General features: G+C 35.0%; 10 protein-coding genes. 8 read left to right on the forward strand and 2 right to left on the reverse strand.

The annotated features are described in order from the left end of the window. Positions 1-23: 23 nt before the first annotated feature. On the reverse strand, positions 24-1,082 hold the full coding sequence (locus ACP7AT_RS13215; protein ID WP_426064820.1) for an acyl-CoA reductase: 1,059 nt from the start codon (positions 1,080-1,082) through the stop codon (positions 24-26). 137 nt (positions 1,083-1,219) lie between these two features. Between ACP7AT_RS13215 and ACP7AT_RS13220 the strand changes: the two genes are divergently transcribed. Continuing rightward, positions 1,220-1,570 carry a 4Fe-4S dicluster domain-containing protein gene (locus tag ACP7AT_RS13220; protein ID WP_091171992.1) on the forward strand — a complete coding sequence of 117 codons (351 nt, stop codon included), beginning with the start codon at positions 1,220-1,222 and terminating at the stop codon, positions 1,568-1,570. 211 nt (positions 1,571-1,781) lie between these two features. Here ACP7AT_RS13220 and ACP7AT_RS13225 read toward each other — a convergent pair whose 3' ends face one another. After that, positions 1,782-4,415, reverse strand: coding sequence for a TonB-dependent receptor (locus ACP7AT_RS13225; RefSeq protein WP_426064821.1), 2,634 nt, complete (start codon positions 4,413-4,415; stop codon positions 1,782-1,784). 289 nt (positions 4,416-4,704) lie between these two features. On the opposite strand from ACP7AT_RS13225, the gene ychF reads away from it, so the two are divergent. The 7 genes from ychF (at position 4,705) to ACP7AT_RS13260 (ending at position 13,442) form a co-directional block, all read left to right on the forward strand. Continuing rightward, positions 4,705-5,799 carry a redox-regulated ATPase YchF gene (gene ychF, locus ACP7AT_RS13230; RefSeq protein ID WP_426064822.1) on the forward strand — a complete coding sequence of 365 codons (1,095 nt, stop codon included), beginning with the start codon at positions 4,705-4,707 and terminating at the stop codon, positions 5,797-5,799. Between the two features lie 5 nt (positions 5,800-5,804). Continuing rightward, a complete protein-coding gene (locus ACP7AT_RS13235) occupies positions 5,805-6,512 on the forward strand; it encodes an outer membrane beta-barrel protein (protein WP_426064823.1) in 708 nt (235 codons plus the stop codon). Between the two features lie 317 nt (positions 6,513-6,829). Further along, positions 6,830-7,357: an NADPH-dependent FMN reductase gene (locus ACP7AT_RS13240; RefSeq protein WP_426064825.1), complete on the forward strand. Its 528-nt coding sequence runs from the start codon at positions 6,830-6,832 to the stop codon at positions 7,355-7,357. A 155-nt stretch (positions 7,358-7,512) separates the two neighbouring features. Beyond that, on the forward strand, positions 7,513-9,375 hold the full coding sequence (locus ACP7AT_RS13245; protein WP_426064826.1) for a DNA topoisomerase IV subunit B: 1,863 nt from the start codon (positions 7,513-7,515) through the stop codon (positions 9,373-9,375). Positions 9,376-9,386: 11 nt separating this feature from the next. Beyond that, positions 9,387-9,572: a hypothetical protein gene (locus ACP7AT_RS13250; protein ID WP_426064827.1), complete on the forward strand. Its 186-nt coding sequence runs from the start codon at positions 9,387-9,389 to the stop codon at positions 9,570-9,572. 49 nt (positions 9,573-9,621) lie between these two features. Beyond that, a complete protein-coding gene (locus tag ACP7AT_RS13255; RefSeq protein ID WP_426064828.1) occupies positions 9,622-10,749 on the forward strand; it encodes a PDDEXK nuclease domain-containing protein in 1,128 nt (375 codons plus the stop codon). Then, positions 10,749-13,442 carry a DNA gyrase/topoisomerase IV subunit A gene (locus tag ACP7AT_RS13260; RefSeq protein WP_426064829.1) on the forward strand — a complete coding sequence of 898 codons (2,694 nt, stop codon included), beginning with the start codon at positions 10,749-10,751 and terminating at the stop codon, positions 13,440-13,442. The genes ACP7AT_RS13255 and ACP7AT_RS13260 overlap by 1 nt, the downstream gene beginning before the upstream one ends. Positions 13,443-13,473 lie beyond the last annotated feature (31 nt).

Genomic DNA, 13,473 nt, shown 5'->3' on the forward strand with positions numbered 1-13,473 from the left:
CGGAATAATTGAACTTTTTTTGGCTATATCGTTAACATAAATGAAATTGTATCTGTGTTATCTGCGTAATTCCATAATCGGGGATTTTGAGTTTGTCCAAATGTCACGCTGTTTTCTATAGTTTCATCAGCAACAATACATTGTAACAGTTCATTTTCAGACTTTAATCTCATTTTTAATTCATTTAGATCATCGTAAAACTCATAAAAAACACTCGAAATAGGCGAGGCATGACTTTGATCTTCTTTTAAAGTCAGAAATCCATTATCCAATAATTTAAAATTACTCATCAGGAAAACGGCTTTGTTGTAATCGTAATTGTTAGCGTATTTTTCGTAATGAATTACGTCTTGGTAGGCAAATATCGCTTCAAAAAAAGGAACAAAGGAATATCCTTTCGGCACAAAAAGTTTAGAAACATTGCGGCAACCTAATCCAAAATAGCGAAAAATATCTTCGCCCAAAGCAGTAAGTTGTTCTTTGGTTTCATTTCCGGTCAAAACCGCTACTGAATTTCTGCTTTTTCGAATAATGGAAGGTTTGTCTTTAAAATAATATTCAAAGTAACGAGCTGTGTTGTTACTTCCTGTAGCTATTACGGCATCAAAATTTTCTAATTTTCCATCTACGAAAGTGATAGTATTAGCAAATTCAGGATTAACCGCAATAATGTATTTCGCTAAAAAAGGCAATAAATGCTGATCGTTTGATGATGTTTTTACCAGCACATTATTTCCTGTAATCAAAACCGAAAGGAAATCGTGAAAACCTACCAAAGGAATATTACCGGCAAGAATCAACGCGACATTTTTAGGATCTCGGATCGGAATTGTGTAGCTTGAAAGCCATTTATTCAGATTCTCTTCTGTTAAAGCTTCTGCCCAAGAATGTATAGAGAAATAGACGTTTTCAGGAGTGTACCAGCCATTGTGCGATTGTGATAAATGTATTAATTCAACAAAAGCATCAAAAAACGTTTCGTTGCGCAAAACGGCCGGATTTTTTAAAGTGTTATTTTCAGAAAACTGACTTAAAAATTTTCCTAATTCAACAAAAACACTTTTTTTTGTTTCTAATGTCATAATGTTTGCTTATCAATAGTTTTGATTGTAATTTTGCACAAAAATAAGCTATAAAACGTATAGTTAAAAGATTAAAAGAGGAAAGATATGAGAATCTTAAATCCAAAATCTTATTTCCTTAATCCTAAATTAAAAAGATGGCAATTATAATTACAGACGAATGTATCAATTGTGGTGCTTGTGAACCCGAGTGCCCAAATACAGCAATATACGAAGGAGCGGACGATTGGAGATATAAAGACGGAACAAAACTAAAAGGGAAAGTGATTTTACCTGACGGAACCGAAATTGATTCTGATGAAGCTCAAACTCCCATTTCTGACGAAGTGTATTATATTGTACCGGGAAAATGTACTGAATGTAAAGGTTTTCATGATGAGCCACAATGTGCGGCTGTATGTCCTGTAGATTGTTGTATTCCGGATGACAATCACGTCGAAAGCGAAGAAACGTTACTGAATAGGCAAGCGTTTTTACACAACGAATAAAATAGTATTTGTTAGTACATCAAACCAAGAATCCTGAGTTTTACGCTCGGGGTTTTTTGTTTTATTTTTGTAGTGTGATCATACTACGCTAATCGGTAGCATATATTTTCCGTCAATAATAGCGGTTAGTATGAATTTAATTTTGGGAGAGTAAGCGAAATAAAAAAAGGGCTGTCATTGACAGCCCTTTTATAATCATTGGATAATTGAATTAGAAATTAAATCCCAATCGAGCATAATAATAGGCACCACTGAATCCCATTTGTACTGAATCCCAATATCCTCCTGCTTCAGTATTTCCTTGCTCATCTTGTTTGTCAGGGTAAATATTGAAAAGGTTATTGCTTCCAATGCTTAATTTTAATTGCTTCGATAATTTGTAGCCTAAAGTTAAATCAGTAACCGTTTTTGCGTTGTATACGTCATCTTCATCAGCATAATCCACAAGAACTACTTTACTAAAATGGGTGAAAGCTAGACCAGCATCGAATTTATTTTTAGAATAATTAAGATTTAAGCCAAATTTACTTTTTGGCGCTGAAGCCAATAAGAATGCTTTTTCACGTTTTCCAAAAAAAGTACCTTCGTCTAAACTTCCGTTTTTCACATTGTCAATTTTCATGTCATTAATATTTCCAACCAACGTCGCTCCCAATCTTGAATCGCCAAATGTTTTTTTCCATGCAAAAACTAAATCTAAACCAGCTGTTCTTGTATCAACACCATTGGTAAAAAATTGGGCAGCTGAAACACCAAGATTTAGTTGGCTTGCATCAAAATAGCCAGTTAAAACAATTCTGTCTTTTACCTTAATATAATATCCATCGACTGTAGCTGTAAAATCTCCAAAATTTGAAGTAAAACCTAATGATGCATTAACTGCTTTTTCCTCATTTAATTTCCCGATTCCAAATGCTTGCGTTACAGGGCTATTGTTTGGTGAGAGTAGCACTTCTGTTGCTCCTCCGGCATTAAAATTAGTAAAACGTAAGTTGTAGTAAATTTGTGCCAATGAAGGTGCTCTAAATCCTGTGCTTAACGAACCTCTAAAATTAATGTTTTTCGAAGCTTTAAGTCTAGTCGCTATTTTTCCATTAACAGTACTTCCAAAATCACTGTAGTTTTCAAAACGAACCGCTGCACTTACTAAAAAACTATCCGTTATATCAAATTCTGTATCCGTATATAAAGACAAGTTCGTACGACTTTTATCAACGACATTTGCGGGACTATATCCCGGAAACCCTTGAGAACCTCCTGGTCTTGGCTCTCCGGAAATAGGATCGATTGGAGCAGATTGAGTTGCAGGATTAGTTATAGGAAATCCATTGGTGTCATAAGTAGCGTAAGAACCTTGTTCTCCGGCAAAAATGTTGAATTTTTCAGTTCTGAATTCTGCTCCAAATGCAAGATTCATTCCTGATAAAACGGAACTGTAGTTTTTTGAAAAATCAAAATTAGTTGTGTTTTGGCTCAAACTATGCCCTCCGGCATCAAATTCTGTTGGAGAAGCATCTTCCACTGAAGCATTGATAGTTCCTTTGATGAAATAATGGAAAAGGTTTTTTCCAAATGTATTGCTAATGTCTATTTTCCAACCACTTGCCGTTTCAGTTCTAAAACCTGCAGCAATAGAGTTGTCAATAATATTTGACGTAATTCTAGGGGTGTAACCTCCAGGATATACGGATTCTACTACTCGTTCACCATCATTTCTTGTAAAAGCATATGCATCCGTATCTCTATAGTTTCTTCCGCCAAAAGCGTAAAATTCAGTTTTATCGGATACAGGAATAGCCATGTTTCCAAAAAAATTGAATCCTTGAATTTCTGCTTCACCAAAACCTTTTCTGAAATCATATCCAGGGCGTAAGGTTTTATTTTTACTTAAATATTCTGTGGTAAAATTAGCAAAACCGCCTTTTTCTCCAATCGCAACACCATAATTAGCTGCTACTTTTATAGAACCACCATCAAAACTTTTATTTTTGCCTTTAGAATTACCGAAACCATTTTGGTCTAATCGATTGCCATCTGTATTAGCGGTTCCGGGAAGAAAATCTCCTTTTGCATTTGTATTATAGGCACCGTAAGTTACGGCACCAGTTAATTCATTTACATTGTCATTCATAACAATATTGATCACTCCTGCTATAGCGTCAGATCCATATTGTGCAGCAGCACCATCTCTCAAAATTTCAATTCTTTTTATTGAAGATGCCGGAATCGCATTCAAATCTGTTCCGGTATTTCCCCTTCCACGAGTTCCAAAAAGATTGACAAGAGACGATTGGTGTCTTCTTTTTCCGTTTATCAAAACGAGCGTTTGATCGGGGCCTAAACCTCTTAATGAAGCTGGGTCAACATGATCTGCACCGTCGGAACCTGATTGTTTACTGGCATTGAATGAAGGTGCAACATATTGAAGTAATTCATTAATTTCTAATTTTCCGCTTTGTGTCGTTACGTCTCTTACGTTAATGATATCAATGGGGACCGCTGAATTTACCACCGTTCTTTTTGAGTTTCTGGAACCCACAATTACAATATCTTTCAGGACTTCTCCGCCCTCTTCTGATAAAACAACCTTGATAAAAGTGCCTGTAACCAATTTTTCGATAGTAGAGAATCCTACATAACTAAAAACTAAAGTGGCACCTTCTTTCACTTTTATTTTATATCCTCCATCGCTGTCGGTGGAAACCCCGTTGTTCGTTCCTTTCTCGATGATATTAACACCTGGTAATCCAGCACCAGTATTATCTTGTACTACACCCGAAACTTCCTTTTGGGCAAAAAGAAGCGTGACGTTTAATAGGAATAATAATAATATAAATTTTTTCATAATAAGATGTGTTTAGTCCTTTGTTTAGTTTTAAATTATTCGCAATATAATTTTTTTTAACAAAATATTAGAACATAATTTATTTTTTTTTTAAAAATGTATGATACCTGTTTAAACTGCGATTTTTATCAATTTAAATATTATTAAAATCTTATCTTTGCAAACTTTTGAGCGACCGCTGAATTCACAAATAGCGTGTGATACGTAAAAAAAGTTTCGTAAGATCGGTTGCGAAATAACAACAGGTTCACGACACAATATTCCATTAAAAATAAAATATTATCCACATATGAAAGCAGGAATTGTAGGATTACCAAATGTTGGAAAATCAACATTATTCAATTGTTTATCCAATGCAAAAGCGCAGAGTGCCAACTTTCCTTTTTGTACTATTGAGCCGAATATAGGTGTTGTAAATGTACCAGATCCGAGAATTGAAAAATTAGAAGAATTGGTGAAACCGGAACGCGTTCAAATGGCAACGGTTGATATCGTTGATATCGCAGGATTGGTAAAAGGTGCCAGTAAAGGAGAAGGATTAGGGAATCAATTTCTTGGAAACATCAGAGAATGTAATGCCATTATTCACGTTTTGCGTTGTTTTGACAACGATAATATCGTACACGTTGACGGAAATGTAAATCCAATTCGTGACAAAGAAACGATTGATATCGAATTGCAGTTGAAGGACTTAGAAAACGTTGAAAAACGTCTGGAAAAAGTAAATCGTGCCGCAAAAACAGGCAACAAAGAAGCGCAAACCGAAAAAGCACTTTTAGACCGAATCAGAGAGACGTTACTTCAGGCAAAATCTGCCAGAACGGTTACTCCTCAAAATAATGATGAGGAAATTTTGATGGAAGGGTTTCAATTGATTACGGCAAAACCAGTATTGTATGTTTGTAATGTGGATGAAAATTCAGCCGTGAGCGGAAACAAATATGTTGATCAGGTTCGGGAGTTGGTAAAAGATGAAGATGCCGAAGTGATTATCCTTTCGGTTGGTGCTGAAGCTGATATTACCGAATTAGAAAGTTACGAAGAGCGTCAGGTTTTCTTAGAAGACATGGGTTTGACGGAGCCTGGAGCGTCAGTTCTTATTCGTGCAGCCTATAAATTATTGAAGCAACAAACCTATTTTACAGCAGGTGTGAAAGAAGTTCGTGCTTGGACTATTGATATTGGATCCACTGCTCCACAAGCCGCAGGAGTGATTCACACTGATTTCGAAAAAGGATTTATTCGTGCCGAAGTTATTGCGTACGAAGATTTCGTTCAATATGGTTCAGAAGCTAAATGTAAAGAAGCCGGGAAATTTAAAGTAGAGGGAAAAGAATATGTCGTAAAAGACGGAGATGTAATGCATTTTAGATTTAATGTTTAGATTGTATGAAAAAAATTTTATTTACTATTTTTTTTGTTGCTTTTTTTAACAATTTAAATTTTGCGCAAAGTAAGTTTAGTTTAGGGATTATAGGTGGGCCTAATTATACTAGTTTTAGAGGAAGTGATTTTGTTCAAGAAACTAAACCAGGATATGGTTTTCAAGTAGGTATTAGTCTTGAATACAAAATAAATAAAAGTTTAACTCTTAGTACTGGCTTTAATTTAGAGCAAAAAATAGTTCATTATAATACTGACTTTACAGTTGATTACCTCAATGAATTTGGATTTATTCAAAGGGATAATATCAATGCAGAAACAAATAATAAGTTTAAGTATTTTTCAGTCCCTTTATTTTTGAAATATAGCTTTGGTCAAAACAAATCTTATTTTGTTAATGGAGGTGTTTTTATTTCGTTTTTGCAAAACTATAAAAAAGAGTCAAGTTTTGTGAATAAAAGTGGAGGTGATATTGTTTACTCCTCCGATTCAATATATAATTTTCCTTTAGCCGAATACGTTTCGGGAGATTATGGGGTGTCTTTTGGGTTTGGGAAATCTTTTGAATTAAATGAGAAGAATAAAATTTCAATAGAAATTAGGGATAATTTAGGATTGCAAAACACAGTTGATCGTACTTCTAATTATGGTGTATCGGGAGTTATTAAAACAAACTGTCTAAATTTAATTGCGGGTTGGTCTTTTGATTTGTAGAAAAAAATATCTCATTTTTATAAAACTGTTCAAGCAATTGGGCAGTTTTTTTTGTGCCTATTCCAGCTTTCCACTTCAAAATTTTACGATCAATCTTTTTTTTCTAAAACAATAAAGGAGCTTCCTCCAGTTGCTTTTTTTGGTCAAGAAAAAATGAGATTGATGCAAAAAATGCTTTCCATTGTAATCTGGGGTAAAATCGATTTAGATAAAAATGAAGTTTCGTAGTTTTTTATTAATTTCAAAATCGCTTAGCCTGCGATTAATTATTTTGTAGCAGAGCCAATTTTAAGTACTTTTAAAAAAAACTACTTCTTATGAAAATAATCGCTTTTGGCGCAAGCCCCAGCAAAAACTCCATCAATAAAAAATTAGCGATTTACACAGCAAATCTTTTCGAAAATGCAAAAGTGGAGGTTTTGGATTTAAACGATTTCCAAATGCCAATATATACCGTTGACATTGAAGAAGAAATTGGGGAACACGAATTAGCGAAAGCTTTTTTAGCTAAAATTGCCACCGCCGATGTTTTAGTGGTTTCAATGGCAGAAAATAACGGAAATTATTCTGCTGCTTTTAAGAATATCTTTGACTGGTGTACCAGAATAAATGCTAAAGTTTTTCAGGAAAAACCAATGTTATTGATGGCAACTTCGCCCGGAGCTAAAGGTGGAGCAAGCGTTTTAGGAATTGCAAAAAATGCCTTTCCATTTTACGGTGGAAATATTAAAACAACGTTTTCATTGCCTAGTTTCGAAGCTAATTTTGATGTCGAAAATGATAAAATTTCCAATGCCGAGTTGGATAATCAATTGAAAGAAATTATTAATAATTTTAAATTTTAATAGCAGTACTAATAGCAATTTGAAATCTGCAATCTAAAATCGTTACTCCTAAATCACGAATCGTTTGTCAATATCATTCTTGATAACTTTGGTGCTTTGGTATTTCAAAATGTATCGAATTACACTACATTAGCACAAAATCCACAAATTTTACAATGTCCGAACAAAATCAATATACCGAAGATAACATTCGGTCACTCGACTGGAAAGAACATATTCGCATGCGGCCCGGAATGTACATCGGGAAACTGGGTGATGGATCTTCTCCGGATGATGGTATTTATATTCTTTTAAAAGAAGTTCTCGATAACTGTATCGATGAATTTGTCATGGGTGCCGGTAAAACGATCGAGGTAACGATAAAAGACAAAACGGTTACGGTACGGGATTACGGACGGGGAATTCCACTGGGAAAAGTGATTGATGTAGTTTCCAAAATGAATACTGGAGGAAAATACGATTCGTTGGCATTTAAGAAATCAGTTGGTTTGAATGGAGTAGGGACAAAAGCCGTAAATGCGTTGTCGAACTATTTCCGTGTAGAATCCGTTCGTGATGAAAAACAAAAAGCAGCCGAATTCTCTGCTGGAAATCTTGTTCTCGAAGAAGATATTATTGAGACAACGAAGCGAAAAGGAACCAAAGTAACTTTTATTCCGGATGAATCGATTTTCAAAAACTATAAATTTAGATTTGAGTATATTATCAAAATGCTCAAAAACTATTGTTACCTAAACAACGGTTTGACTATCATTTTTAACGGAGAAAAATATTTTTCTGAGAATGGTCTGAAAGATTTATTAGAAGAAACCATTCACGCCGAAGATTTTGAATATCCAATCATTCACTTGAAAGGGGATGATATCGAGATGGCTTTAACACACAGTAAAACGCAATACAGCGAAGAATACCACTCGTTTGTAAACGGACAGAATACCACCCAAGGAGGAACGCACTTAGCGGCGTATCGGGAAGCCATAGTGAAAACTATTCGAGAATTTTACAATAAAAGTTTTGAAGCATCAGATGTTCGAAAATCGATTGTTACTGCGATTAGCATCAAAGTGATGGAACCCGTTTTTGAATCGCAGACTAAAACCAAATTAGGTTCAACAGATATGGGTAGTGAACCGGGAATGCCCTCGGTTCGTACTTTTGTAAACGATTTTGTAAAAACGAAATTGGATAATTATTTACATAAGAATCCTCCAACCGCAGAAGCATTATTGCGAAAAATTATTCAAGCCGAAAGAGAGCGTAAAGAACTATCCGGGATTCGCAAATTGGCAACAGATCGCGCTAAAAAAGCGAATTTGCACAACAAGAAATTAAGAGATTGCCGCGCGCATCTTCCGGATACTAAAAACCCTAAAAATTTGGAAAGCACGCTTTTCATTACTGAGGGAGATTCTGCTTCCGGATCTATCACCAAATCGCGTGACGTAAATACACAGGCCGTTTTTAGTTTACGTGGTAAGCCGTTGAATTCATATGGAATGAGCAAGAAAATTGTTTATGAAAATGAAGAATTCAATTTGCTTCAGGCCGCTCTCGATATTGAAGATGGATTAGAAAAATTGCGTTACAACAACATAGTAATTGCGACCGATGCCGATGTAGATGGAATGCACATTCGCTTGCTCCTGATTACTTTTTTTCTGCAGTTTTTTCCCGAGTTGATTAAGGAAGGTCATTTGTATATCTTGCAAACCCCACTTTTTAGAGTTCGAAACAAGAAAGAAACCATTTATTGCTACTCTGAAGAAGAACGTAGAAATGCTATCGAAAAATTAAAACCTAAACCAGAAATCACCCGATTTAAGGGATTGGGAGAGATTTCTCCAGATGAGTTCAAAAATTTCATAGGAGAAACCATTCGTTTAGATCCTATTATGATGGATAAAAATACTTCTATTGAACAATTACTGTCTTTCTACATGGGTAAAAATACACCAGACAGGCAAGAATTTATCATCAAGAATTTGAAAGTAGAATTAGATGTAATTGAGAAAGTTTAAATCTTTATAAAATGCCTACAAAAAACACACTGATTTTTATCGCCTTATTACTTGTGATTAGTTTTTCCTCTACCTTTTTTATCATAAGGAGTAATGATCATAAAGAGTGCGGTACGCTTATAAAAAGTGATATGGATAAAAATAAAAATCAAATTGCAAAAAAGGAACACCTTTGTAAAGAAAAATATTCTTTTTAGAATCTTTAGAACAAAATTAAATTAATTAGTATTCAATAGAATATATTTAATGAAAGACGAAGAAAATACAGTTTCAGATAATCCACAAAATAAAATTTTATTTTCACAAGTAATCGCGCTATTGCAAAATGCCCGTCAACAGGTTTTACGCACCGTAAATACAACAATGGTGTATACCTATTTTGAAATAGGAAGAATGATTGTTGAAGAAGAGCAAAGCGGAAAAGAACGAGCTGAATATGGAAAGCAACTACTAAAAGGACTTTCTGAACAGTTGACTATTGAGTTTGGAAAAGGATTTTCAATTGATGTTTTAGAAAGAATTAGAAAATTTCATTTAATTTATTCAAAATCCGCTACAGTGTTGCGGATTTTAGAAATTCGAAATACGCAATCACTGACTGCGGAATTCAAATCTGAAAAAACGCAGACGGTGTCTGCGGATTTAAATAAATTTGATTATCAAACATTTTCGTCATTTTTTAAATTGACATGGTCTCATTATTCATTCTTAATGCGAATTGACGATGAAAAAGAAAGACGTTTTTACGAAATAGAATCTGAGAAATACAATTGGAGTGTTCGGGAATTAAAACGACAATATGATTCAGCTCTTTATACACGATTGGCTTTAAGTCGGGACAAAGAAGCAGTTTTGAAACTTTCGGAGCAAGGTCAGATTATAGAGAAACCAAAAGACCTTATCAAAGATCCTTATATTTTAGAATTTTTGGGTTTACCAGAATTGCATCAGTATTCTGAATCGGAATTAGAGGAAGAAATTGTCAGTAAACTAGAACATTTTTTATTAGAATTAGGTCATGGTTTTACTTTTGTCGCAAGACAGAACAGAATTACTTTTGACGATAAACATTTTCGAATCGATTTGGTTTTTTACAACAGAATTCTTAGATGTTTTGTGCTGATTGACTTAAAAATAGGCGAATTAAAACACCAAGATTTAGGACAAATGCAAATGTATGTCAATTATTACGACAGAGAAATGCGTTTGGAAGACGAAAATAAAACAATAGGAATTGTTTTATGCCAAAACAAAAGTGATTTGGTTGTAGAATATACTTTACCAGAAAATAATGAGCAAATTTTTGCCAGTAAATACAAAACAATTCTGCCAAGCAGAGAGGATTTAATACAATTAATTTCGGAATCGAGATAATGAAAGACGAAGAAGACGACAACATATTACCGGAAGGTCAAGAAGAAGAAAATACAGTTGGAGAAGATGTTTTTGAAGATATAATTTCTACGGGAGGCCAGCATTTTTACGATAATCAAGAAGACGGAAACGATACCATTACCAAAGTTACGGGAATGTATAAGGACTGGTTTCTGGATTACGCTTCGTATGTGATTCTGGAACGTGCAGTTCCGGCGATTGAGGACGGTTTTAAACCGGTTCAGCGCAGAATTATGCACTCTTTAAAGGAATTAGATGACGGCCGTTATAATAAAGTTGCCAATGTTGTTGGACACACCATGCAATATCATCCTCACGGAGATCAGAGTATTGGTGATGCGATGGTACAAATTGGACAAAAAGAATTATTGATTGACTGTCAGGGAAACTGGGGGAATATCTTAACAGGCGATGGTGCTGCGGCTTCCCGTTACATTGAAGCGCGTTTGTCTAAATTTGCTCTGGAGGTTATTTATAGTCCAAAAATTACGGATTGGGGTGTTTCTTACGATGGTCGTCGTGCAGAACCCAACAATCTGCCTGTAAAATTTCCATTATTATTGGCTTCTGGAGCAGAGGGAATTGCGGTAGGTCTCTCCACGAAAGTGTTGCCTCATAATTTCAATGAGTTAATTGATTCGTCCATAAAAATATTAAAAGGAAAACCATTTACCTTATATCCGGATTTCTTGACACAAGGCATTGCTGATGTGTCCAATTACAATGATGGATTGCGTGGCGGACGTGTACGTGTACGTGCCAAAATTGGGCAGCTGGATAAAAATACTTTAGTCATTACCCAAATTCCGTTCTCGACAAATACGACCACTTTGATTGACAGTATTTTGAAAGCAAATGAGAAAGGTAAAATCAAAATCAAGAAAATTGAGGACAATACCGCAGCTGAGGTTGAGATATTAATTCACCTTTTCCCGGGTGTTTCTCCAGATAAAACGATTGATGCATTGTTTGCTTTTACGGCGTGTGAAACTTCGGTAGCACCATTAGGTTGTGTGATTGAGGATAACAAACCGTTGTTTATTGGGGTTTCGGAAATGTTGAAAATTTCAACGAACAGAACAGTTCAATTACTGAAAAGCGAACTCGAAATTCAATTGAGTGAATTGGAAGAACAATGGCATTTTCTTTCGTTGGAACGTATTTTTATCGAAAATAAAATCTATCGTGACATTGAAGAGCAAACGACTAGAGAAGGCGTACTGAAAGCGGTTGATGATGGTTTGAAACCGCATACAAAACACTTAAAACGAGCTGTTACCGAAGAAGATATCTTGCGTTTATTGGATATCCGAATTATGCGTATTTCCAAATTTGACAGTAATAAAGCGCAGGATAAAATCGAATCGTTGGAAGGGGATATTGAACAAGTAAAACACAATTTAGAAAATCTGATTGATTTTGCGATTGCCTATTTCACTAGATTAAAAGAGAAGTACGGCAAAGGTCGGGAACGTCAAACGGAGCTCCGTATTTTTGATGATATCGAAGCGACCAAAGTAGTTTTACGAAATACTAAATTATACGTCAATAAAGAAGAAGGTTTTGTGGGTACTAGCTTGAAGAAAGACGAATACGTTACAGATTGTTCTGATATTGATGATGTAATTGTTTTTCTGCGTGACGGGAAAATGATGATTACAAAAGTAGATGCTAAGACCTTTGTGGGAAAAGATATTATACACATTGCTATTTTTGACAAAAGCGACAAGCGTACCATTTATAACATGATTTACCGTGATGGAAAATCCGGGCCTTCGTATATAAAACGATTTAATGTTTCGGGAGTGACCCGAGACAAAGCGTATGATTTAACCAATGAAACGGCAGGTTCTCAAGTAGTGTATTTTTCATGTAATCCAAATGGAGAAGCGGAAGTTATTACGATTTTATTGCGTCAGGTAGGAAGTGTCAAAAAACTGAAATTCGATATTGATTTTGCCAGTTTAACGATAAAAGGGAGGGCTTCCAAAGGAAATTTGGTAACTAAATATCCAATTAAAAAAATAGAACTGAAGGAGAAAGGAATTTCTACTTTATTGCCAAGAAAAGTCTGGTTTGACGACACTGTGCAGCGCTTAAACGTAGATGCAAGAGGGGAGTTATTGGGGGAGTTCAGACCAAATGATAAAATTTTAGTCATATCGCAATCCGGGAAAATAAAAGTAATTACACCGGAACTATCTACTCATTTTGATGAAGATATGGTAGTTTTGGAAAAATGGGTTCCGAAGAAACCAATTTCAGCTATTTATTATGATGGCGATAAAGAGCGGTATTACATCAAACGTTTTTTGGTGGAAACCGAAAATAAAGAAGAAAGTTTTATCACGGAGCATCCTAATTCACAATTAGAGATTGTATCAACAGATTATCGTCCGGTAGCAGAATTAATTTTTACAAAAATAAAAGGAGTTCAAAAAGAGACTATAACGGTAGACATAGAATCATTTATTTCCGTAAAAGGATTTAGAGCTTTAGGAAATCAATTGACAACCGATAAGCTGAAACAAGTAAACCTGCTTGAATCGTTACCATATGAAATCCCTGTTGAGATTATCCCTGAGGATTTAGAAGTAAAAGGAGAAACGGATGCTGATGATGCGGGTATTCAATTAGACGATGACGGTCAGATTACATTATCTTTAGAATAAAAGAAGCTCCCGCAAGGGAGCTTTTTTATTA

This window comes from Flavobacterium sp. DSP2-3-1, assembly GCF_049896865.1.
GTDB lineage: Bacteria > Bacteroidota > Bacteroidia > Flavobacteriales > Flavobacteriaceae > Flavobacterium.